The organism is Pseudoxanthomonas sp. LH2527 (genome assembly GCF_022539275.1).
GTDB lineage: Bacteria > Pseudomonadota > Gammaproteobacteria > Xanthomonadales > Xanthomonadaceae > Pseudoxanthomonas_A.
Window position 1 is genome coordinate 1 of the sequence record NZ_JAKZBW010000015.1, and the last position, 23,318, is coordinate 23,318.

Sequence of the window (23,318 nt, forward strand, 5' to 3'; positions counted from 1 at the left end):
GGGCGGGCGGGGTCGCTGCTCAAGCTCGATGTCGCCGACGGCAGCCCAAGCCCGTCCGCCAGCCTGCGCTACGACCTCGCCGGCTTTGAAGTCGGCTACGACGGCCCCGCCGGCATCACGGAAGATGCCACCGTGCTCGTGTCCGCCCGCCGGCTCGACTTCGGTGCCTTCTTCGAGGACATCGAAGAACTGGACATCGGCAATCCCGTGCTGAGGGACATCCTGGTCAAGTCGGCCGTGCCGATCAACCCGTCCCACAAGCTCGAAGTGCTGCTCATCGATACGCGCGAGACCTACACGCGCGACGTGACCCACGTCTTCGAGTCGCCCAACTTCGAAGATGCATCGCTGCTCGATTTCAGGCAGGACAGCGATCTGTACGGGCTGACGCTGCGATCATTGATCGGTCAGGACGCTGTCTGGACCAACAAGGTCTACCACCGGGCCAGCAACAAGATCAGCTCCGAGGGCGAAGCCTTCCCCGATCTCGTGCCGCCCGGATCGCCCGCCTCCAGCTTCCCGGTGCGGGAAGACATCATCACCGTGACCGAAGACGAGACCGAGATCGGCTGGCGCAGCAATTTTGCGACGGTGAACCGCTGGGGTGCTTTCAATGCAGGCGTCCAGCTGACGCAGATCGACCTGGACTACCGCACCGTGCTGGATGGCGACTGGATCCGCTACGTCTACGATGGCAATGACGTCCGCCCGGACCCCGGCCAGCGCTTCATCGTGTTGACGCCGGAAAACATCAACGCGTCGCTGAGCAGGAAGACCACCAGCTATGCGGGCTATGTGGACCAGATCTTCAAGCACGACAGGTGGGACCTGCGCACGGGCGTGCGGCTGGAACGGGACGGCCTGGCGGACGAAACCCTCGTGTCGCCCAGGCTTGGGGTGAACTGGCAGCCGAGCAAGCGCGTCAGGTACTTCGCAACGGCAGGGCTCTTCCATCAGTCGCCCCGGTTCCTGGACCTCGCGGCTAACTCGGCGAACACGCTCGAGAACGAGGAGATCACCCACGTGAGCTTCGGGCTGGAGTACTTCCCGAACGACAGGTGGTCGGTGTTGGCGGAAGCCTATTACCAGGATCTCGCGAATCTCGTGGTCGACCTGGATCGGGCGAGCGGAACGTTCGCCAACCTCGGCGATGGCACGTCCTACGGCGTCGATGTCGTGGTCAAGGGCACGATCCGGGAGGGCCTGTACGCGACCGCGACCTACTCCTGGAACGATGCGGAGGTGGACCGGAAGGATGGCCGGGGCGCGGTGGCCGACGAGTTCAGCCGCGAACACGTGGCGACCCTCGGGCTGACCTGGGAAATCACCGATCGCTGGAAGGTGGCCGCGCGCTACAAGTACCTGTCCGGCAGGCCGGAGGATGCCTACCTCATCCACGAAGACGTCCTGGGCGCCGGACAACCCCTGCGTTACTCGAGGGAGACGACCGCGCGCGGCGTCGGTCGCAAGCCCGGCTACGGCGTGCTCAACGCCCGTGTCGACTATCGGCGCGCATTCGGCCCCATCGACGTCACCGCCTTTCTCGATGTCATCAACGTCACCTCGGCGTCGTCGACCGACGACACCGAGTTCGATTACCGCAGGGGCGTCAACGTGAAGGACGACAGCGAGGCGGAGCCGCTGATCGGACTTCGGCTAGACTACGCCTGGTAAACGGGAGACGGCAGATGGCACGCGCGCTTGATGCTGCGCCCATCAGGGCGTTGATCGTCGAGGACAACCGCGACATCTGCGGGAACATCGCCACGTACCTCGAAAAGCTCGGCTATGTCCTGGACTTCGCCCACGACGGCGTCACCGCGATGAACCTGGCGTTGACCAATCCGTTCGACGTCATCGTGCTGGACCTCATGCTCCCCAGGATGGACGGCCTCGCCTTCTGCCAGCGGCTGCGGGCCGAGGCCGAGATCGAAACGCCCGTGCTCATGCTGACGGCGAGGGACACGCTCGACGACAGGCTCAAGGGGTTCGACGCCGGCGCCGACGACTACCTGGTCAAGCCGTTCGCGCTGCAGGAGCTGCATGCGCGCATCCGGGCGCTGTACAAGCGGAGCCACCGGAATGGCGACAACGTGCTGACCGTCGGCGACCTGACGTTGAACCGGTCCACGCTGCAGGTGCAGCGGGCGGGACGACGGCTCGAGATCAATCCGGCCGGCATGAAGCTGCTCCGGCGATTGATGGAGGAGTCGCCGTCCGTCGTGGATCGCGACGAGCTGGAAACGCTGCTGTGGGCCGACGAGCGGCCGGATGGCGATGCGCTGCGCTCGCACATGTACAAGCTGCGGCAGGCCATCGACAGGCCGTTCGACCGGCCATTGCTGCATACCGTGCATCGCATCGGATACCGGATCGCAGAGGATTCCCCGTAATGCGGCGACAGAGTCTGCGCAAACGTGTCGAGTATGCGTTCGCGCTCTGTGTCGTCGGGCTCAGCGTGGCCTGGGGGCTCGCGTTCTATGCGGCCATCCGGTTCAGCGAAGACCGGGTGCTGGCCAATCAGCTGCAACGCGCCGCCGAAAACTATCCCGATCTCGCGACGAGTCTTCAGGGCTACGACGATGCCGGGCGCTTGCCGGAACCCCTGAGGGAATGGGCGCAGGCGGGTCCTGACAAGGGCCTGTACGAGTTCGTCGCCGAAGAGCTGCACGTCGCGGTCGTACCCGCCGACAATGCAGCGGGGCGCGCCTTCGTGGTGTTCGATGTCGCCGGGATCGAGGCAGCCTCTTCCGAGGACTGGTGGTGGCTCCTGCTCATTACCGGTGTGGTGGGGGTGCTTGGCGCCCTGGGTTTCGGCCTGGGCGTCCTGGTGATGCGCAGAGCGGTCGCACCGGTGGTGCAGCTCGCCGACGTGGTCGCGGGCATCGACCTGGAGCATCTGTCGGCCGGAGACCACAAGCTCATCGAGTCAGGCCGGTTCGGAAAGGACGAGGTCGGCGTCCTCGCCGGTGCCATCGAGAAGACGCTCGAGCGCATCAGCGCGTTCGTCATGCGAGAGCGGGACTTCACCGGTTCCGCCAGCCACGAGCTGCGGACACCCATCACCGTGATCACGGGCGCGATCGAGCTGCTGGAGCAAAGCGATCTGTCGGACGACGACGTGAAGGCGGTGGATCGGATCCGGCGCGCGACGCTCGAGATGAAGTCCACGATCGAGATGTTCCTGTGCATCGCGCGCGAAACCGACGACGGGCTGTATGGCGAACAGTTTCTGGTCGCGCCCCTGGTAAGCCGGGCGGTCGACCAGCAGCGCTACCTGCTGAACGGCAAGCGCGTCGACGTTGAGATCGAAAGCCTCGCAAAACCCGTTCTTCGCGGGCATCCGCAAGCCTTCCTCATCGCCGTCACCAACCTGATCAGGAACGCGTTCGAGCAAACACCCGTCGGGCAGGGGCCGATCACGGTTCTGCTCAAGGAGCACGAGCTTCTGGTCACCAACCGGTTGGGCGGTGATGAAGTTGGGCGGCTCGCGCCCGCCGGCCCCGCTTCCAACGGACATGGCCTGGGGCTGGGCATCGTCCAGCGCCTGTGTGAACGCAACGGCTGGGAATTCTCGCTGCAGGTGGACGAGGCCCACGTAACCGCCCGTCTTTCGTGGTAAGCGCGACGGTTCCTTCGCGGACATCAGACGGGTGGCTATCAACAGCCCAGACCTGTCGCCGGGCAATTCAAGTCGAACGACGCTGATCGGCGTGGTACGAACCGCGATCGCGCAGACACCTTAAGGTGTCCCTTTAAGATCGGAGGATCCCTGGCGAGCGAGCGATCCATGGGCGAGTCAAACGCCGAGACGATTGGGCAGGTCAGCTAGCGACCCAAAGCGGACGTGGCCGTGATGGAAGATTAAGGCTCGCGATGGTGCTGTGAATTCATATCGTTGGCATGACCGTCGATTACCAACTATCAGATCAAGCGGTCCCAGCTGGAGAGCTGACTGCCTTAAACCAATAGCCCACGCCGCTTCCGGAGACTCCGGCACCCCACATGGCGGTGGCTTGATCGAGCTCAGGGATAAGCACCAATGCAATTCCCAGTACGAATGCGAAGAAGGCGATCATAGGCTCCAAGCGCGCACGCATATGATTGGTTACTGCACCTGGCTTGCTATCCCAGTGCTTGGCCAAGAGCATGAAGTAGGCAACTAAGAACGCGATCACACAAAGTGAAAATAGTGCGAGAAAGACGATACTCCAGATTCGGCTCGATGTCCCTTCCGGCTTATCGGACGAAGTCGATGCCTCAAGGAGCATCGACTCTAGTTCCCGCATATCCGTGGCGACATCGGCAGTGGGATACTTTTTGCTTAAGGTGGGCTCTAGCTTCCCAGCCTTTTCTACTTCAAAGACTGCCGATTTCACGAACTCGGCACTGAGATCGGCATCACCGGTCTTGCGCAGGTAGACCGTAGCCTTCCCGAGATAGTCGCTGGCGCGCTCGAGGTGAAGCTGAGCATCTGGAGTCTTCGCGCTGGCTAGGAGCAGGCTCACGGTGCTTTGAATCTCCGCGAGCCTTACAAGATGCGCAGAGAATGGTCCTTTGGAGCTATAGTTGTGAAAGCTTGGAAGCGTGATCGCTATGAAAATAGTGAGTAGTACAAGGATAAGTACCGTAATGCCAAGCCGGTTCCCGATTGGACTAATACGGCTACACCTGTAGGCGGCTTCAAGTGGCTCGTCGCCGGCAGCTGTTCTCACCTGTTGACTGGAACGACGGGAGTGACGGGACAAGAGCCACATGCAAATTAGCGTGGCGAGTCCGAGAACGAATGCCCACAGGTTCATCCACTCCCCCTTTATCTCCGGGATAGATTGCCTATACGGTGACCATCATCTTTTTGCCTAGTAGCCTGCCTGTCGATAGCCGAGAACTACGAGTAAACAGTTGGTGCCTACTAATGATTTCGCCTGAGCTCGATGAAGAAAGCGCGCATCTCTGCGCAACTTCTACCTACGAGTAGTGCAGGAATCAACCAATGACTAGCCCTCAAGCTCAGCCCAAAATCTGTGGCGCCAGGAGTACATGGCAGCAACGGTTGCGATATCGCCTGAACTCAATTTGCCGTTTCGTGGAATTGGGTCGCCGTTCCTCCTCGTAATGGTGTGCTTGCCGTTGGCGCTAAACGCCAACGAGTCGTAGTGCATGATGGACTCGACATCGTAGGCGCCAAAGTCGTGCCCATTCTTTATCACCTGATCAAACTGGAAGCCTTGGCCCCCTAGGATGTTCTGGCGATGGATTTGGACATGCTGGTCGCGGTCGGATCTGCCGTGCTCATGCCACAGTCCTAGTACGTGACCAATCTCATGCATAACCGTGTCTAAGGCGGCATCCTCGCGAAGCGTCACCGTTTGCGCTCTACCAGTACACCCAACCTCGGAGGTATTCATGAGGCCAGGCATGAATACTACATAAGCCTTCTCGGCTTCGTAACGCTTGAATCTTACGGGTGTCGTTTGTTCCCAACGCGCAGTAGCTTCGGCTACGAGATCGATCAGCGTGACGTGGCTGGCATAAGGAACCACCCCTTTCTTCCAGAGCGCAGAGCGGCCCTTGACGCGGTTACCGAACACCACAGTGCGATGCTTGATTACCCCCTCGGCGATCCGCAGCGGCGCAACGACTATGTCGCCTTCAAAGTAGTAGCGCCCATGGGCTTCAACACACTCAAGCACGTGGAGGCCACTCCTGCGACCGACTGCCGCGACATCAACCGTCACGTTGACCCGCCTGCCCGGCGGAGTCGCAAAGGGGCTGCCTGATCCTGTCATTGTTGAGACTCTCCGTGTGATCAAGAGTCGGGGCATGTGTATCCTCCCGCTTCGATGATCGCGCGACAGGCTTCAAGCTTGTTGCGCTTCTGCAGTGCCTCTAGTGCTTCAATTGCCGCCTTGTCTTCTTTAACGTCAGCCGTGGCTCGGGCCGCCTGAAATGCGGTGCGGGCTTCCGCGATTGCTTGCACTCCGCCCGTTATCTCCTCACCGCGAGCTCCGGACGACCAACCGAAAGAAGTCCGTCGGCCGAACTCATCCAATGTTAGTGCCAGAGATTTGGATCCACCGAATCCGGCGCTCAGAGGAAAGTAACTGTAGTCGCCCGCTTGCGGTAGCGGGAAGGTTACGCGAGCCAAGCTGCCGCCAGTGCCACCAACTAGATCGGGCTCCGCTTTGGGGCGGTTCGTCTTCTCAATCGGGATCGTCGGATCCGGCTGCGCATCAACAAAGTTGGCGCTGACAACCGTTAGCTCCACCAGCTTAGGTTCGAGAAAGACGAGCGTAGTGGCGCAAGCTTCATCCGAGCACTTGGGTGGCGACACCCAATTGTCCGGATCGATCTTCTTGGTGCTGACGTAGGTTTCGTACTGAGGCTTTGCAGTGTCAATCAAACAATCAGAGCTAGCACCTGGCTCCCAATCCGCCACACACCACGCGAGATTGAAGTTAGAGCGATCTGCTTTGGATTCGAGCCACTTGCTCAAGTCCTCCTCGGTCCAACTCACCAGGCCAGCACTCTGCTTCACATCGATAGTCAGCAGCTTGCTTAGTGTGAGAGTGAGAGGTCCCGATTCAATTCGCCCCAGTTCTGCTGCCAACGCGTCGATCTGCTTCATTGTTGCTGCAGGGTTCTTCCCCAGGTCATCTCTGAGCCGCTTGATCTGGGACTTAAGTGCGGTATAGCGATTCAGTGCATTCTCTGTAGCCGCGTTGCATGTAGAAATAGCTGGACGCGAGTCTGGAGATGGTGCGCCAGGGAGAAGCGTCGCAATCTTGAGGGCGTTGATCACAATGGCCCCGGAGCGGTCGGCCACGCTCGCGTTGATAGATTTAATGGCGCGGTGCGGGTGTAGTTCGATTTTTAGGTCACGCTTCTTGCTGAAGGAAACCAACTGCTCACCCTCGATACGACGCGTATGCACCGGATAAGGGCTCGCGCTTGCGACAGGCGCCAATGTCACCTCGGCTTTCGCTTTGGGCGCGCTACCACATTGCGAGAGTACTAGGCGTGCCGTCAGCTGGACATGGGTGAACGGCAACGAGTAGTCGATATGGGCGGCATCTATGCCCTGCTTAGGCTTGGGGCGATGCGCGCAGCCACAGGTTAGGACAACCAGATTAGCGCAGAGCATGAGACAGACAGATGAGATCTTCATAGGAATGAGGACTCCTGGCCAGAGAATTGGTTTTACGACACAGATGCGCCGGCGCGACGCCTGTGACCCCTTTCTAACCGGGCAACGGCTTATCTACTTGGCCTCGGCCATTTTCTCTATCCAATCAGACGAGCGGCGAAACCGGCGTAAGACTGATTACTCCAGCTGCAAGTCGTGCGCAGAGTGGCGCGACGCCTTTGCACATGTAAACGTTCTGTATGAGCTCAATGGGGGACGCATTCTTCAGTGCTACAGCGGGGCGACTTAGAAGCTCCTACTGGATGACGCGTTCTTTGAGCAAGTCGAGAGCACTGTTCGCAACTGCCTGCATGCTTGCAATGTAGTCATCCAAGCTGCATAGCTATAGTCCAAGTAATCTATTCAAGCCGTCCTTCTTTAGCCAGTCGTGGCCTTGAATCCCGCTATTGGCGTGAGGGTTCGGCTTTGTCGCATGAGCAGGTTGCTGATGCAAAGATTCAACTAGCCTCAGTTCGCCGCGATGCAAACTTGGCACTCTTACGGCGCGGGGCTCAACAATTCCCTGAAGCTGAGGCCGTTTCACGGCGAAACTTGATTCAGGTGTTGGGCGATGTCCGCTTCTGACCGAAAGCAGACTCGTTGATTCAAAGGTCCGCTATGGCTCAGAAGCCACACGACCACACCCGATCCGTCGCTCCGTCGATGTCTTGTGCCAGGCCACACCGCGTCATCACCGAGCCTCACGTCTCCGCCTCAACAACCGTCTCCACCAACGCACAGAAGGCGGCTTCCCGCGATACGCCACCTCCGCAGGGACACGCAGGACGACATCGGTTCCCTTGCCGCCTTTGGACTGCAGCTCCAACGTCGCGCCGATGCGCTCGGCGCGTTCGCGCATGCCGGACAGCCCCCAGTGGCCGCTGCGCCCGCCGGCCTGCAGCACTTCCCGCGGCAGGCCCACGCCGTCGTCGCGGACGCGCACGGCCAGCCCATCGGTGTCGTAGGCCAGTTCGACAACCACGTGGGCGGCGTGCGCGTGCTGGAAGGCGTTGAGCACGGCCTCGCGCGCGATGCGGTAGACCTCGTCGCAGACCAGCGGATCCAGCGTGCGCGGGGTGCCGTCCACGATCATGCGGAAGTCGATCGCGTAGTCGGGCACCAGTTCCTCGCCCAGCGCGGCCAGCATGTCCGGCAGCTCACCCGGCGGATGCGCGCGCAGGTCCAGCACGCGGCCGCGCGCTTCGCCCATCACGTCGTCCGCACGTTGCAGCACGCGCTCCATCGCCGCATGGGTCGGCGCGTCGCGGCCCAGCGATTCGGCCACCGCATGGAAGCGCAGGATCAGCCCCTGCACGCTCTGCAGCAGGGTGTCGTGCAGCTCACGCGCGATCCGCTCGCGCTCGCGGTGGCGTTCCTGCAGGCGTTCGCGGATCTGCGCGGACAGGTGGCGCAGGCGCAGCAGGTAGGCGATCCAGAGCAGGGAGACACCGGCCACCACGCACAGCACCACGAACCACGGCGTCTGGTAGTAACGCGGCGCGATGACGATGGGCAGCGAGGCGCCGACGCTGTTCCATACGCCATCGTCGTTGGCGGCGATCACCTGGAAGACATAACGGCCGGGGCCCGGATCGTTGTAGAAGGCGGTGCGCCGCGTGCCGGCGTCCTGCCAGCCCTCGTCGTAGCCGACCAGCCGGTAACGGAAGCGCACCCGCTCCGGGATGGACAGGCTGAGCGCGGTGTAGGCGATCTGCAGGTTGCGCGTTCCCGGCGGCAGCTGCATCGCACCGCCCTGCACGCGATGCAGGTGATCGTCGACAGTGAGCGACAACACCGTGACCGGCGGCGGAAGGGGATTGCGGCGGATCGCGACCGGATCGATCGACACCACACCACTGGTGGTGGCGAACCACAGTTTTCCGTCGCGTCCCTCGGTGGCTGTGGGGATCGGGCGGAACTGCGCGGGCACGCCCGGCAGGCCATCGAGGAAGTCGAAGCGCTCGTAGGCGGGCGCATCGGCGCGCGCGTCGAACAGCCGCGGAACGTCGGTCGCCTTGATGTGCAGCACCCCCTGCGCACCGTTCAACCACAGGTCGCCCGCACGCGTCTCGATGATCCCGCTGATGCCGCGGAACGGACTGTCGGGCAGCGGACGCAGGGCGTGCAGCCTGCCGTCCGCGTAGCGGGCCAGGCCACGCTCGCCGCCGATCCAGATGCCGTCGCGCCCTTCCACCAGCGCGGTGACGTTGCCCACCCGCAAGCCCTGCGCAGCCCCGATCGCCTGCACGGCCTCGCCCCGCATCACCGCGATCTGGCCGCGCGCATAACCCATCCACAGCGCACCGTCGGCCGCCGACAGCAGCACCAGCGGCGAGGAGCCGGGCGGCAGGCCGGTGCGACCGCGCACCTGCTGCCAGCGACCGTCCGCCAGGCGGTGGATGCCGGGCGTGTTCAACGACACCCACAGCACGCCGTCCGCATCGTGGGCGATCGCCTGCACGCCCGAGTAGCCCGAGACCGGCAGCGGCGTCACCGGCGTGGCGCGCCCATCACGCCAGCGCCAGAGTCCGCCCGGACCGCCCAGCCACACGGTGCCGTCGCGGTCGCGGTGCGCGGCGGTCAAGGGCGGCGGCAGGTCGGCCTCACGCCAGTGCGCACCATCCCGTTCCAGCAACGGACGATTGCGGCTGCCGACCAGCAACGTGCCGTCGGCATCGGTGACGAGGGCGAAATCCTGCGCGCCATCAGGCAGCGTCGCGGGCACGACGTTGGTGTGGCGGAAGCGGTCCAGCCCGCGGCTGCTGCCCACCCACACCGTGCCTTCCCGATCTTCCAGCACCGGCAGCAGGTAGTCGGCGCTCAGGCCGTCGTCCTGGCGGAAGCGCTCGAATGCCGCGTCGTCGCTCGTCGCGACCGGCCGCAGCGGCTGCGCCAGCCGGTGCACGCCCTCGCCCATCGTGGTGGCCCACAGCGTGCCGTCGCGATCGAACAGCAGGCCGGCGGACGGCGTCGGCAGGGAATGCGTGGTCACCGCACGTTCGAGCGGCAGCTGGCGCACACCGCCTTCGTTCTCGGCGATCCACAGACCGCCATCGGGCGCCTGCGCGATCTGGCTGATGCGGCCCACGGCGATGTCGAGCGTCTCGAACACCTGCGCACCTTTCCGCAACCGCGCGATGCCGGCGTCGGTCGCCACCCACAGCGTGCCGTCGCGATCGGTGAACACCGTGCGCGCCTGCGTGCCGGGCACGCGCCAGTCGCGATCGACGCGATACCAGCGCCCCTCGTGCAGGTACACCAGCCCGCTGAAGGTCGCCGCCCACAGGCGGCCATCGGCGCCCTGCGCGAAGCGAAACACCGTGCTGGTGGGCAGTCCCTGCGCTTCGCCGTAATGGGTCAGGCGGTTCGCCTGCAGGAAACTGACCGCGCCGTAGCGGAAACCGATCCACAGACCGCCGTCGGCGGTGGCGTACAGGGTGGAAATGCTGGTGGCGGGAAACGCCTGGCCATCGTCGGGCGCATAGCGCTCGAACTGCACGCCATCGAAACGGAACAGGCCCACCTGGGTGGCCAGCCACAGATAACCATCGGTGGTCTGCGCCAGCGCGGTCACCTGCCCCGGCGCACCCTGCTTGACGGTCCACGCGGTGTGGTGGAACTGGGCGATCTGCCGCTGCGGATCCAGGGCATGCGCGAACGGCGCGCACAGCAACAGGCACAGGCCGGCCAGCCACGTGCGTGGCCCGCACCGGCTCCCGGCACGCCCGTCCTGCCTGCTGCACGCGCTGGCCAACCTGCCCCCTTGGTGAACCGCCGACCCCGTCCGTCCGCGCCGGCACGCCCCTCCGCGCGCGACGCGTCAGCTCACTTTAACCGAGCCCGCCTCGCGTGTCGGATTCCCCTGTCGAACGTCATCCGGTGCGGCCGATCCGGACGCACCCGCCGCAACGGACGCACGCGAGCGTGCCCGGCGGCTCATCGCCGCAGGACACTTGGGGTGGTGGCAGTGCATCCGGTCCGGATGCACGTGATGGGCGGGCGCGTAGTGACGCCCGCCTGCGCGGCCGGCGGCTTCGCTGGTCGCGGCCGTCCCTGGCCGCGGCGATGGCGTCAGGCCGCCGCGAACGCCAGCAGGTCGGCGTTGAGCTGCTCGCGGCTGGTGTCGCCCAGCGAGTGCGAGCCGCCGGGATAGATCTTCAGCGTCGCGCCCGGCACCAGCTTGGCCGACAGCCTGGCCGAGGCATCGATCGGCACGATCTGGTCGTCGTCGCCGTGGATGATCAGCGTGGGCACCTCGAACTTCTTCAGGTCCGCGGTGAAGTCGGTTTCCGAGAACGCCTTGATGCAGTCGTAGGCGTTCTGGAAGCCGGACTGCATGCCCTGCGTCCACCACGCGCGGATGTTGCCCTCCGACACCTTCGCGCCGGGCCGGTTGTAGCCGAAGAACGGACCGCTGGCGACGTCGAGGAAGAACTGCGCGCGGTCGGCGAGATACGCCTGGCGGAAGCCGTCGAACACCGACATCGGCAGACCGCCCGGATTGGCGTCGGTCTTCAGCATGATCGGCGGCACCGCACCCATCAGCACGGCTTTCTTCACCCGTTTGGTGCCATGCCGGCCGATGTAGCGCGCGACCTCGCCGCCGCCGGTCGAATGGCCGATCATCACCACGTCCTTGACGCCCAGGTGCTCGAACAGCTGCTCCAGGTCGTCGGCGTAGGTGTCCATCTCGTTGCCCTGCCAGGGCTGGCTGGAACGGCCATGGCCGCGGCGGTCGTGGGCGATGCAGCGGAAGCCGTTGCTGGCCAGGTGGAAGATCTGCGGGTCCCAGGCATCGGCGCTGAGCGGCCAGCCGTGGCTGAAGGAGACCACAGGCCCCTTGCCCCAGTCCTTGTACCAGATCGTCGTGCCGTCTTTGGTGGTGAAGGTCGCCATGCGTCGTTCCTCGTGGGGGATGGTGGGAGAGCGGGTGCCCGCTGCCGTCAGCGACAGGGCGGGAAGCGCGGCGAGCGCGGTGGCCGCCGCGCCGGCGACCAGCACGCGGCGTCGTTGCGGATCGGCGGGCGTGGCGTCGTGATCGCGCATGCTGAGGGTCGCCTTGCGGGTGTGGAGACCGTGTCAGCGTGCACGCCCGCCATGACGGCGCGATTGCACATCCGTGCGCGAACCCGCGCCGCGATCAGAGCGGCATGATGCCGCGCTTGATCGCGATGGTGACCGCATGGGTGCGGTCGTTGGCGCCCAACTTGGAGAGGATGCTCTTCATGTGCGCCTTGACCGTCTCTTCCGAGATACCCAGGTTGCGCGCCACGCGCTTGTTGGCGTTGCCCTCGGCCACCTGCCGCAGCACGTCGATCTCGCGTCCGCTCAGGCCGTCGTCGGCCACGTGCGCCGCCAGGCTGTCGGCGACTTCCGCCGGCACGCGCCGGCCGCCGGCATGCACGGTGCGGATGGTGTCGACCAGTTCGCGGCGCAACATGCTCTTCAGCAGGTAGCCGTGCGCACCGGCGCGCAGCGCACGCAGCGCCTGCACGTCGCCCTGGTAGGTGGTCAGCACCACGATGCGCGCGGCGGGATCCTGTTCGCGGATCGCGCGGATCGCGCTGATGCCATCCATGCCCGGCATCTGCAGGTCCATCAGCACCACGTCCGGGCGCAGCCTTGCATACAGTTCGACCGCCTCGGCGCCTTCGCTCGCCTCGGCCTGCACGCGCATGTCCGGCTGCGTGGCGAGCACCGCGGCGATGCCTTCGCGCAACAGCGGATGGTCGTCCACGACCAGCACCCGGATCGTGCCATCGGATGCGGAAGGGCTGGCGGAAGAAGGAGAGGCCAAGGGTGCGGGCTCAGGCCGGAGTGCGCGCCACCATAGCGCGCCATCCGGTCCGGCGCGAAGCCCCAATACGGGGGACCCGCGCATGGCCGGCACGTGCTTGCCGCTGCCCGCCGCCCGCCGGGATCGGCGATGCCGCAGCCTCCCCCGATTGGGGGAGCCGTCGACTACGCCGATTGGGGTTCCGGTGCCACGCGCGCCCCCGCACCTTAGACGAAGGGGACCACGCGATGCGCGCAGCGCACGCCACACAGCCGACCACAGACCATGACGCCAGCCTGCCAGGATCTCCACGCTTCCGATCCACGCCCTGCCGCCGGCCTGAACGAGCGCGCCTTCCGCCGTGCGGACACCTTCATCCTGCACAACCTCGGCCGTAACTTCACGCTCGCCGACATCGCCTCGGCCGCCTGCATCAGCCGCTTCCACTTCGCCCGCCAGTTCCGCCAGCGCACCGGCTGCAGTCCGATGGCCTACGTGATGCGGCTGCGCCTGGAGCGCGCGAAGGAAATGCTCGCGCGCGGCGACCAGCGCATCGCCGACACCGCGGCTGCGCTCGGCTTCTACGACCAGAGCCACTTCACCCGCACCTTCCGCCGCGCCATCGGCGTCTCGCCGCGCGCGTTCTCGCGCCAGCACCATCACGCCGGGACCACGGGAGCGGTGCGCACACTGGCCCCGTCGGAACCGTCCTACGCGCACGCACATCCCTGAGGAGCAATGACGATGGCCAGGATCCTGGTGCTGTACTACTCCGCCTACGGGCATATCGAAACGATGGCGCAGGCGATCGCCGAGGGCGCGACCGGCGCCGGCGCGCAGGTCGACATCAAGCGCGTGCCCGAACTGGTGCCCGAGGACGTGGCGCGCGCCTCGCACTACAAGCTGGACCAGCCTGCGCCCATCGCCACGATCGCGGAACTGGCCGACTACGACGCGATCATCGTTGGCACGGGTACACGCTTCGGGCGGATGAGTTCGCAGATGGCCAACTTCCTGGACCAGGCCGGCGGCCTGTGGGCGCGCGGCGCCCTGCACGGCAAGGTCGGCGCGGCGTTCACCTCCACCGCCACCCAGCACGGCGGCCAGGAGACCACGCTGTTCTCGATCATCACCAACCTGCTGCATTTCGGCATGGTGATCGTCGGCCTGGATTACGGCCACGCCGGGCAGATGACGCTGGACGAGATCACCGGCGGCTCGCCCTACGGCGCCAGCACCATCGCCGGCGGCGACGGCTCACGCCAACCCTCGGAAAACGAACTGAAAGGCGCCCGCTACCAGGGCCGCGTGGTGGCGGAGACGGCGATCAGGCTGCACGGCTGACAGCCGAACCCTCCGCCTGTCAGCGCATCGCCCGCAGCGCGGACCACGCTTCCGGCGTGTTGCAGTTGCGTAGCGCCGCCCGCCACGGCGGTGCGGGCAGGTATCTCGCCTGCAAGCGCGCCTGCAGCGCACGCAACGATCGGGCGCGCTCCTCACGCGCGCCCATTTCGTCCATCACCGCACGCACCCGCGCATCGATCCGCAGCACCATCGGCAGCGGGTGATCCTCCACGCAGGCGCAGGCGGCCTCGGTCGCCAGCAAAGCCTGCAGCAGGTCGGCGGACAGCAGTGGCATGTCGACCGGCACCACCATCCATGTACCGTCCTGCAGGCGCGGCGCGAGTTGCGCCAGTGCGCCCATCGGCCCGGTGTCGGGCATGCCGTCCGGTATGCCGTCGAACTGCGGGTGATTCCCGCTGACGACCACGTCGTTCGCGCCCGCAGCGAGCAGCAACGTGCGCATGTGCGTCAGCAGCGTGCCGTCGCCCCAGGGCAGCGCAGCCTTGTCCGTTCCCATGCGCGAGGAGCGTCCGCCCGCGAGCAGTACCGCACGCCATTCGCACGTCATGCCGGGAGCCATCCAGGTGGATGCAGATGGCTGTGACCATGCACCTGCACGCGCGTCCCCGCTTCGATGCGCGCGGCGTCGGCAGGCAAGCTGATCCACACCGACGACTGCGCGAACGGCAGCAGGCGGAACGAGGCCTGCGCCTCGGCGACACAGGCGTGCAGGCGACCTTCGCCGTCGCAGCGCAGGTGGCCATGCAACACGGCATGCAGGCCGGCGCGCTTTTCGCAGGTGGCGGACAACGGCAGGCGGCGCTCCGTTTCCAGCGGCATCCCCAGCCACGCGCGCAGCAACGGCTCGACCAGGAAGCGGAAGCCCACCGCCGTCGACAGCGGATTGCCGGGCAGGCCGACGAACACCGGACCTTCGCGCAGCCGCGCGGCCAGCAGCGGCTTTCCGGGCCGCATCGCCAGGCCATGGAAGCGTCGTTCGGCATCGCGCGCTGCCAGCGCGGCGGGCACGAAGTCGTGGCAGCCCTTCGACACCGCACCCGTGCTGAGCACCAGGTCGACGCCGAGCGCCAACGCCGCATCGATGGCGGACTGGAAAGTGGGCACGTCATCGCCAACGCGCGCGTGGTGGACCAGCTCCGCGCCTGCGGCCGCGATCGCGGCAGCGAGATAAGGCGACGTCGCATCGTGGATGCCGCCGGGCGGCAACGCCTGGCCGCTTGCGACGACTTCGCGACCGGTCGCCAACACGGCCACGCGCGGACGCCGTGCGACCGCGACCTCGCTCTGTCCGACGCCGGCCAGCAGCATCAGCTGCGCGGCGTGGAGCATGGTGCCCGACGCCAGCAACGCGTCGCCTTCCCGCACGTCCTCACCGCGGCGGCGGATATGCGCCCCCGGCGACGCGTCATCCCGCAGGCGGACGCGTGCATCCGGCAGCCGTTCAATGCCTTCGAGCGGCACCACGGTGGCCGCCCGCGTCGGCAGCGCCGCACCGGTCATGACCTCCCAGGCATGCGCATCGTCCTGCGGTGGCACGTCGCCCGCCGCGATCCACGACGCCACCTCCCAGCAGCTGCCGGCGCGTGCTGCCGGTCCATCGCCGGCCAGCGCCACCCCGTCCATCGCGGCGTTGTCGAACGCGGGCAGGGCCAGTGTACTGACGATGTCGCCGGCCAGGATGCGCCCGGCCGCACGGCCCAGCGCGACGCGCTCCTCGCCGCACCGCGCGGCGCCCTCCAGCAGCCGTGCCACCGCCTCGTGATAACCGATCACTGCCCCTCGCTCTCCTGAACCCGCATGCCCGCGCAGCCTAGTGCCAGCTTGCGCGCTTGCCAAACCATCGGCCGATGCGTGAGCCATGACCGACCTGATGATTCCCCGGTTCCGGCATCATGTAAACGAACGCCGTCCTTGCGGCCATGACCGCGCCCCCGCCATGAGTCCCGCCCCGGCGCGCTGCGCCTGGCGGTGCACGAACACGGCTTCGATGACCCTGCCCCTGCCCGAGGAACCCGCATGACCACGATCCGCACCGCGACCGACGACGACCTGCCGCGCATCTTGGCGCTGCTGACGCAATCGTCGCTGCCGACGGCGGATCTGGTGGATGCGGTGGCGACGTTCCTCGTCGATGAGCGCGACGGCGCGCTGGCCGGCGTGATCGGCTTGCAGCGCTTCGGCCAGGCGGGCCTGCTGCGCTCGCTCGCCGTGGCGCCCGCGTACCAGGGCCAGGGCATCGCGCGCCGGCTGGTAGCGGCACTGGAAACCGAAGCGCGGCAGCAGGACATCGATGCCCTGTATCTGCTGACGCAGACCGCGGAGCGCTTCTTCACCCTGCAGGCATTTGAAGCACTGCCGCGCGATCAGGCGCCCGCAGGACTGCAGGCCTCGGCGGAATTCCGTTCGCTCTGCCCGGCGTCGGCGGTGTGCATGCGCAAGCGGCTGTCGGCCGTCGCGCCACGCTGAGGCCGCCACCGACAACGCTCAGGCCAGGCTCGGCAGTTCCACCGACACGGCCAGGCCGCCGAGCTGCGACGACGGCCCCAACCGGATCGTGCCGGCATGCGCGATGACCACTTCCTTGACGATCGCCAGGCCCAGCCCGCTGCCTTCGTGGTGGCCGCCCAACCGGCGATAGAAGCGGTCGAACACGCGCTCGCGCTCCTCCTCGGGAATGCCCGGGCCGCTGTCGTCGACCGACAGGAAGGCTTTCTCGCCGCTCTTCCACGTGCGCACCGCGATGACGGCGCCGACGGGCGCGTGGCGCGCGGCGTTCTCCACCAGATTGCGCACCAGCAGGCCGAGGGCGACCTCGTCGCCGGACACCTGCACGGGCTGCAGGTCCAGCCGCAGCACCTGGCTCCTGGCATCGAGCAGGGGCCGCGCCGCATCGATCTCGGTGCCTGCCAGCGCCGCCAGGTCCAGGCGCGCGCGTTCGGGAACCCGGCCCGTGCTTTCGGCGCGGCTCAATGACAGCAGCTGGGCGACCAGGCGCTCGACGCGCAGCACGCTGGCCGCCAGTTGCTGCTGCGACGCGTCGCGCTCGTCGTCGTCGCGGGCGTGGCTCACGTTGTCGGCATGCACCTTCAACGCGCTGATCGGCGTACGCAGTTCGTGCGCGGCGTCGGCGACGAAGGTGCGCTCGCGCGCCAGCGCGATATCCAGCCGTTGCAGCAGGCCATTGATGGCGTCGACCAGGCCGCGCGCTTCCTGCGGCACGTCGGCGGGGTCCAGCGGCGCCAGCCGTTCCGGATCGCGCTGGCCGATCTCGTGCGATATCCGCCGCAGCGAACGCGTCGCCAACGCGACGCTCCACCAGACCACCAGCGCGATCAGCGGCAGCGACAGCAGCAGCGGCAGCAGCGTGCCGCCGGCGATGTCGCCGGCGAGTTCCTCGCGGATGTCGGTGCGTTCGGCGGACTGGAACCAGCGGCCATTCGGCGATTGCAGCGTGAACGCGCGCCAGTGCGCGCCATCCACCACCACGTCCTCGTAACCCGCCCGCAACGTCGCCAGCGGACGCTCCGGCGCACTGTCCGAGCGCAACAGCAAGCGGCGCTGCGCATCCCAGACCTGGAATGCCAGCTTGTTCTCGTAGGCATGCCCGTCGTCGAACGCCAGCGCCTCGCCGACGCCGTGCGCCTCGCCATGCCAACCCCGCAGCACGATCGGTTCGCCCGGATAGGCGTTGAGTTCGCTCAGCGGCTCGTCGACCAGGCTCACCAGCACGCGGGTGGACTGCACCAGGCGCGCGTCGAACATCTCGCCCGCTTCCTGCAGGCCGGCGCGATAACTGAGCAGGCCGGCCGCCGCCATCACCACCGCCAAGGCGCCCAGCAACAGCCACAGCAGGGTCGCGCGCATCGACCTCATGCCGCGTCTCCGGCGAGATCGCCCAGCGCATACCCCAGGCCGCGCACGGTGCGGATGATGCCGGGCTCCAGCTTGCGGCGGAGCTGGTGGACATGGACATCGACGGCGTTGCTGGCGACATCGGCATCCCAGCCGTACAGGTGCTGCTGGATGGCCTCGCGCGCCATCGGCCGGCCGCGCTGCTCCATCAGCACGCGCAACAGGGCAAACTCGCGCCGGGTCAGATCGAGCGGCCGCCCCTTCCAGGTGGCGGTGAGTGCGGCGGGATCCAGCCGCAGCGGGCCCGATTCCAGCGAAGGATGCGCGCGCCCCGCGCTGCGCCGGATCAGCGCGCGCACGCGTGCAAGCAGTTCCGCGGTATCGAAGGGTTTGCCCAAGTAGTCGTCCGCGCCGACATCCAAGCCGAGCGTGCGATCGGCCGGACGCTCGCGGGCGCTGAGCACGAGGATCGGGACCGCGTCGCCGGCGGCGCGCAACTGGCGGATCACCTCGATGCCATCCATCCGCGGCAGGCCCAGGTCCAGCACCATCAGGTCGAACCCGCCGTCGCGTGCGGCGAGCAGGCCGCTGGCGCCGTCCTGCACCCAGTCGACGGCGAAGGCACCGCGCCGCAACGCGGTCCGGATGCCTTCGCCCAGCGACAGATCGTCTTCCACCAGCAGGATGCGCATGCGGCCAGTCTGGTCGGCACCCCCTCAGTGCGCAAGATGGGCGTTGACGTCTTTCAAGCGGGCCTGCGCTTCCTGGCGGCGACCGGCGTCGGCGACCTCGCGGCCGGGACGCGCCGGCGCCGTCAGCGCCTTCTGGAACGCGGTGCGCGCGCCGGCCCAGTCCTTCTGGTCGCGCAGGAAGTCGGCGTAGAAGTAGTTGGCGTCGATGCCGTCCGGATCGATCGCCAGTCCCTTGCGCAGCATCGTGCGCGCGGTGTCGTCATCGCCGAAGCCGAGCGGCCAGCCGGGCACCTGGTAGTACAGCGCGCCGAGGCTGGTGTAGGCCGCGCCATCGAGCGCGTCGGGGGCGATCTGGATGGCCGCCTCGAAGTCGGCACGCGCGCGCTTCACCAGCCCCAGCGCGCCCATGCCGCCCTTCTCGCCGGCCAGGCTCGACAGCACGATGCCTTCCCAGATCAGCGCGGACGCGTCGCGCGGATGCGCCTGGCGGAGCTTCTCGGCCTGGTGCAGCAGGTCCTCGAAGGCCGATTCGCGCTGCGGCTTCGGCAGCTGATAGTTGATCTGCGCCCAGCGGTCGCGCACCTGGGTGGCGGTGGTGGCGCCGGGTTCGGCGGCCATCGCGATGCCGACGACCAGCGCGGTGGACATGAGGAGAAGGAAAAGCATGGACTTACCGTGGTTGAGGTTCATGTCGAAGGGTCTCGGCAGCGGACGGGGGGGATCGTCGCGCGTGGCGACGGACGATGGGCAGGCTGGCGCGCAGGTTGCGGTCGACCAGACCCGGCACCAGCCCGTTGAGGCGTGCGAACAGTTTTTCCGGCCAGCCGACCTGCAGCCGCGAGGTGCCCTGCGCGATCGCGGCGACCAGTTGGCGCGCGACCTCGGCGGGCGCATCGCTGGCCACCTTCAGCTCGGCATTGAGGGCGTCGACCGCCGGCGTGTTGAACGGCGTGCGGGTGGCGCGCGGCGACAGATACTGGAATCGCAGCGACGTGTCGGCGTACTCGCGCGCCAGCGCTTCGGTCAGTCCGCGCAGGCCGAACTTGCTGGCGCTGTACGCGGCGAAACCGGGAAACGCCAGGCTGCCGAAGGTCGAACCGACCACGACGACCGACGACATCGCATGCATGCGCAGTACCGGCAGCAAGGCATGCACCAGCAGCATCGGCGCCACCAGGTTGGTCTGCATGAGCCGCGCCATCTCCTCCGGCGACTGGTCCTCGAACAGGCCGAACGCGGCCTGCGCGTGCGCAAGCACCAGTACCGACGGCGTGGGACGGGCGGCGTGCGCGGCTTCGAGCACGCGCGCGCGACCTTCCTCGGTCGCGACATCGCCCACCGCCCACGACAGGCGCCCGGCGGGCAGTTGCTGGGCGAGGCGACGCAGCCTGGCTTCGTCGCGCCCCACCGCCAGCACGTGCGCGCCGGCGGCGAGCAGCGCCGCACACAGCGGCACGCCGATACCCCCACTGGCACCGGTGACGATCACGGTCCTGCCGGCGAGGTCCATCATGCGGCTTCCGCCAGGCGCACACCGCCGTCGCGCAGGGTGCGGAAGATGTCGCCGTAGAGCACGTAGAAGCGGCGCGCCGCGTGCACGATGGCGGCCTGGTCGGCGGGGTCGTCGATGCGGTCCATCAGCTGCCGGAAGAAGCCGACGTGCTCGATGTCCAGGTCGCCGTGCGAGAGCAGGTAGCTGAAGGCGTTGCGCGGCAGGTCCAGCGATTGCTGGATCGTGTTGGCCGCACGCGTGGCCAGCGCCACGCTGGTGCCCTCCAGCACCAGCACCATGCCGAAGAAGCCGACCGGGTTGCCGCGCTGGATGGTGTCGTAGGCGTAGCTGACCATCAGCTCGGTCGCCAGCGATGGCGGGGATGCTTCCGCGGCGGCGCGGTCCTCGCCGCAGGCGGCGATGTCGTCCAGCACCCACTCGTGGTGGCCCATCTCCTCGTCGATGTACTCGCCCACCGCCGTGCGCAGCCATTCCAGTCGCGCCGGCAGGCGCGCGCCGCAGGCCATCAGCAGCGGCACGGTGTGGCGGACGTGGTGGAAGGCCTGGGTGAGGAAGGCGACATAGTCGTCGCGCGCGATGCGGCCGGCCAGCGCCGACTGGATGATCGGAATGGACAGCAGGCCATTGCGTTCGTGCGTGGTCTGCGCGACCAGCGCGTCATGGAAACTCATGCGGGAACTCCGGAGGGCAAGGCGTTGGGGGGACGCTGGTAGCAGGCATCGACATCGGCCTGGTAGCGGGACAGGATCGCGTCGCGTCGCGGCCGGCCATTGGCGGTCAGCAGGCCGGCATCGGCGGTGAAAGGCGCGGCCGCACGCACGAAACGTGCGACGCGTGCGTAGTCGGGAAGCCCGGCATTGACCTCGGCCAGGGCGCGACGCAGGCGCGTGTCGTCAAGGTCGGCGCGGCGCGGCACCAGCACCGCCACGTTGTCCGCCTGGCCTTCGCCCCAGACCACGGCCTGGCCGATGGCGGGATGCGCGAGCAGTTCGCTCTCGACCCATTCGGGCGACACGTTGCGGCCGAACGCGGTGATGAAGACGTTCTTGCGGCGCCCGGTGATATGGATGAAGCCGTCGTCGTCGCGATGGCCCAGGTCGCCGGTGCGCACCGGCCCATCCGGCAGGGATTCGCCGCCGAGGTAGCCCAGCGCACGCGCGCCGTCGACGCAGATCTCGCCGTCGATCAGCGAGACCCGCGCATGCGGCAGCGGACGACCGACGCTGCCATCGCGCAGGGCGTCCGGCCGGTTCAGGCAGACCACCGATCCGCACTCGGTCAGGCCATAGCCTTCGAACACCGGCAGGCCGAGCGCGCGGGCGCGCTGCAGCAGCGCCGGACCCACGCGGCCGCCGCCGACCGCGATGTAACGCAGCGACGCCGGCAACGGCGCGCCCTGCTCGGCCGCCATCACCAGCGCCAGCAACAGCTGCGGCACCAGGATCAGGCTCTCGGGCTGGTAGCGGTGCAGGCACCGCAGCAGCGTGCGTACGTCCAGGCCGGTGGCGCCGGTGTAGCCGATCTCGGACAACGACGGCAGCGCGATCTCCGCATCGGCCAGCAGCGTGGCGTACAGGCCGGCCACGTTTTCCAGCAGCGTCGCCAGCGGCATCAGGCAGAGGTGGCGGCGCGGCGCGATGATCGCAGCGGCGTCCACCAGCGAGGCCGCGACGGTGAACAGCGTGTCCGCGTCCAGGCATACGCCGCGAGGCCGGCCGGTGGTGCCGGAGGTGTAGGTGATGCACGCCGTGCGCGCCGGCAGGAGGGCCGCCGATGACCCGTCGGCCGGTGTGCGCCAGCAGGCCAGGCGTTCGCCGTCGACGAATCCGGTCAGCGCTTCCGCGCCCGGCGGCATGGCGTCCTCGCGCGCGGTGATCACGCATTGCGCACCGCTATTGGCGAGCGCATGACGCATCTGCGCTTCGGAGAAGAACATCGGCAACGGCACGTGCACGCCGCCGACCTCGCGCAGCGCCAGGTCCAGCACGAACCAGGACGGCCCGTTGTCCAGACGGCTGGCGACGCGACGCATGCCGGTCTTGGCCAGCCACGAGACCAGCGCGTCGATCCGCGCCGCCAGTGCGCGATCGTCCAGCGCACCCTGCGCCGTGATCACGCGCGGCACGGCGCGATCACCGGCGCTGCGCAGCACGACATCCATCGGCCGCGTCATGGCGTGCCCGCCAGGCAGAGATCCAGGCCCATGCAGGCCGGCGGCCGCTGCGTGCCGCGCAGGTAGGCGACGCCGTCGGCGAGGTTGCCGCAGATCAGACGTGGGCGTGAGGCGTAGTAGCGGCCCCAGTCGCCGCCGCTGTCGCCCAGCCGCTCCGCGCGCGCTTCCGCCAGTTCCACCATCGGCAGGTGCAGGCGCTCGAACGCATTGCGCAGCTGCTGCGTGGCCACCAGCAGCACCCAGTCCATGCCGGCCGACTGCAGGGTCAGCGCGAGCTGCAGGATCAATTCGCGGGCGATGCCCGGCGAGGTGGCGGCGAAGTTGCCGACCTCGACCACGCGCTGCCGGTCCACCCGGGCGACGTGGCGCTGCGCCATGGCCTGTTCCACCGGCGCGTCCAGGTAATGTTCGACGAACAGCGGCCCCTCGCCGCCGGCGCGGATGCCGACCGCGGCGGCGAGCCTGCCATCGCTGTCGCGGTAGGCGAGCAGGTGCGGGAAGAACGTCCGCAGCGTCGCGCCGTAGCGGTCGCGGTAGACGCGGGCGATGAAGGCTTCCACCTCGCCGCGACCGGGATCGTCCCGGTCGAGCAGGTGGACGCTGACGAAGCGGCCGGGAAGCGGCGCGAGGGCGATGTGGGAGCGGATCCAGTGCATGGCGGGCATGCTGTAAGCGCTGGATTAAGGCTCAATTAGCCCGAAGTTAAGCACCTATTAGATTCCCGGAACGAATTCGTGAGAATCCGTGCCGCGTCACGCGCT

At 67.2% G+C, this 23,318-nt stretch carries 21 protein-coding genes; 6 read left to right on the top strand and 15 right to left on the bottom strand.

Translation table 11 applies throughout. The features are described 5' to 3' along the window. The 3 genes from MMG85_RS09650 to MMG85_RS09660 form a co-directional block, all read left to right on the top strand. The coding region (locus tag MMG85_RS09650; RefSeq protein WP_241045848.1) for a hypothetical protein at nt 1–1,674 on the top strand (1,674 nt) is incomplete at its 5' end. 41 nt (nt 1,675–1,715) lie between these two features. Next, nucleotides 1,716–2,393, top strand: coding sequence for a response regulator transcription factor (locus tag MMG85_RS09655; RefSeq protein WP_241045913.1), 678 nt, complete (start codon nt 1,716–1,718; stop codon nt 2,391–2,393). Beyond that, entirely contained in the window at nt 2,393–3,622 is a 1,230-nt protein-coding gene (locus MMG85_RS09660; protein ID WP_241045849.1) for a HAMP domain-containing histidine kinase, read from the top strand. Before MMG85_RS09655 ends, MMG85_RS09660 begins: the two co-directional genes overlap by 1 nt. A 307-nt stretch (nt 3,623–3,929) precedes the next feature. On the opposite strand, the gene MMG85_RS09665 is transcribed toward MMG85_RS09660, so the two are convergent. From MMG85_RS09665 to MMG85_RS09690, 6 genes are all read right to left on the bottom strand, one after another. Beyond that, nucleotides 3,930–4,508 (bottom strand): hypothetical protein, encoded by a 579-nt coding sequence (locus MMG85_RS09665; RefSeq protein ID WP_241045850.1) that lies wholly within the window; start codon nt 4,506–4,508, stop codon nt 3,930–3,932. 489 nt (nt 4,509–4,997) lie between these two features. Continuing rightward, on the bottom strand, nt 4,998–5,738 hold the full coding sequence (locus tag MMG85_RS09670) for a M12 family metallopeptidase (RefSeq protein WP_241045851.1): 741 nt from the start codon (nt 5,736–5,738) through the stop codon (nt 4,998–5,000). Between the two features lie 71 nt (nt 5,739–5,809). Then, nucleotides 5,810–7,168, bottom strand: a complete 1,359-nt coding sequence (locus tag MMG85_RS09675; RefSeq protein ID WP_241045852.1) for a hypothetical protein — start codon at nt 7,166–7,168, stop codon at nt 5,810–5,812. A gap of 709 nt (nt 7,169–7,877) precedes the next feature. Continuing rightward, nucleotides 7,878–10,940 (bottom strand): sensor histidine kinase, encoded by a 3,063-nt coding sequence (locus MMG85_RS09680; protein WP_241045853.1) that lies wholly within the window; start codon nt 10,938–10,940, stop codon nt 7,878–7,880. 317 nt (nt 10,941–11,257) lie between these two features. Next, on the bottom strand, nt 11,258–12,082 hold the full coding sequence (locus MMG85_RS09685; protein WP_241045914.1) for an alpha/beta hydrolase: 825 nt from the start codon (nt 12,080–12,082) through the stop codon (nt 11,258–11,260). A 244-nt stretch (nt 12,083–12,326) separates the two neighbouring features. Continuing rightward, the gene (locus MMG85_RS09690) at nt 12,327–12,932 is read right to left on the bottom strand and encodes a response regulator transcription factor (protein ID WP_241045915.1); all 606 of its coding nucleotides are present in this window, start codon (nt 12,930–12,932) and stop codon (nt 12,327–12,329) included. Between the two features lie 315 nt (nt 12,933–13,247). On the opposite strand from MMG85_RS09690, the gene MMG85_RS09695 reads away from it, so the two are divergent. After that, nucleotides 13,248–13,694 carry a helix-turn-helix transcriptional regulator gene (locus tag MMG85_RS09695; RefSeq protein WP_241045854.1) on the top strand — a complete coding sequence of 149 codons (447 nt, stop codon included), beginning with the start codon at nt 13,248–13,250 and terminating at the stop codon, nt 13,692–13,694. A 12-nt stretch (nt 13,695–13,706) separates the two neighbouring features. After that, nucleotides 13,707–14,306, top strand: a complete 600-nt coding sequence (gene wrbA, locus MMG85_RS09700; protein WP_055941158.1) for an NAD(P)H:quinone oxidoreductase — start codon at nt 13,707–13,709, stop codon at nt 14,304–14,306. 19 nt (nt 14,307–14,325) lie between these two features. Here wrbA and MMG85_RS09705 read toward each other — a convergent pair whose 3' ends face one another. Both MMG85_RS09705 and MMG85_RS09710 read right to left on the bottom strand, forming a co-directional pair. Then, nucleotides 14,326–14,874 (bottom strand): molybdenum cofactor guanylyltransferase, encoded by a 549-nt coding sequence (locus MMG85_RS09705; protein ID WP_241045855.1) that lies wholly within the window; start codon nt 14,872–14,874, stop codon nt 14,326–14,328. Continuing rightward, the gene (locus MMG85_RS09710) at nt 14,871–16,100 is read right to left on the bottom strand and encodes a molybdopterin molybdotransferase MoeA (protein WP_241045856.1); all 1,230 of its coding nucleotides are present in this window, start codon (nt 16,098–16,100) and stop codon (nt 14,871–14,873) included. Before MMG85_RS09710 ends, MMG85_RS09705 begins: the two co-directional genes overlap by 4 nt. Nucleotides 16,101–16,343: 243 nt before the next feature. Between MMG85_RS09710 and arsN2 the strand changes: the two genes are divergently transcribed. After that, the gene (gene arsN2, locus MMG85_RS09715) at nt 16,344–16,793 is read left to right on the top strand and encodes an arsenic resistance N-acetyltransferase ArsN2 (protein ID WP_241045857.1); all 450 of its coding nucleotides are present in this window, start codon (nt 16,344–16,346) and stop codon (nt 16,791–16,793) included. 18 nt (nt 16,794–16,811) lie between these two features. Here arsN2 and MMG85_RS09720 read toward each other — a convergent pair whose 3' ends face one another. From MMG85_RS09720 to MMG85_RS09750, 7 genes are read right to left on the bottom strand one after another with little or no spacing between them, the layout of a single operon-like run. Beyond that, nucleotides 16,812–18,179 carry an ATP-binding protein gene (locus MMG85_RS09720; protein ID WP_241045916.1) on the bottom strand — a complete coding sequence of 456 codons (1,368 nt, stop codon included), beginning with the start codon at nt 18,177–18,179 and terminating at the stop codon, nt 16,812–16,814. A gap of 17 nt (nt 18,180–18,196) precedes the next feature. Continuing rightward, nucleotides 18,197–18,871 carry a response regulator transcription factor gene (locus tag MMG85_RS09725; RefSeq protein ID WP_241045858.1) on the bottom strand — a complete coding sequence of 225 codons (675 nt, stop codon included), beginning with the start codon at nt 18,869–18,871 and terminating at the stop codon, nt 18,197–18,199. Nucleotides 18,872–18,895: 24 nt separating this feature from the next. Beyond that, nucleotides 18,896–19,561 carry a hypothetical protein gene (locus MMG85_RS09730; RefSeq protein WP_241045859.1) on the bottom strand — a complete coding sequence of 222 codons (666 nt, stop codon included), beginning with the start codon at nt 19,559–19,561 and terminating at the stop codon, nt 18,896–18,898. Then, nucleotides 19,542–20,381, bottom strand: coding sequence for an SDR family oxidoreductase (locus MMG85_RS09735; protein WP_345778846.1), 840 nt, complete (start codon nt 20,379–20,381; stop codon nt 19,542–19,544). The genes MMG85_RS09730 and MMG85_RS09735 overlap by 20 nt, the downstream gene beginning before the upstream one ends. Continuing rightward, entirely contained in the window at nt 20,381–21,055 is a 675-nt protein-coding gene (locus MMG85_RS09740) for an iron-containing redox enzyme family protein (protein WP_241045861.1), read from the bottom strand. Before MMG85_RS09740 ends, MMG85_RS09735 begins: the two co-directional genes overlap by 1 nt. Continuing rightward, nucleotides 21,052–22,557 (bottom strand): AMP-binding protein, encoded by a 1,506-nt coding sequence (locus MMG85_RS09745; protein WP_241045862.1) that lies wholly within the window; start codon nt 22,555–22,557, stop codon nt 21,052–21,054. The genes MMG85_RS09740 and MMG85_RS09745 overlap by 4 nt, the downstream gene beginning before the upstream one ends. Then, nucleotides 22,554–23,213 (bottom strand): thermostable hemolysin, encoded by a 660-nt coding sequence (locus tag MMG85_RS09750; protein WP_241045863.1) that lies wholly within the window; start codon nt 23,211–23,213, stop codon nt 22,554–22,556. The genes MMG85_RS09745 and MMG85_RS09750 overlap by 4 nt, the downstream gene beginning before the upstream one ends. Nucleotides 23,214–23,318: the final 105 nt, after the last annotated feature.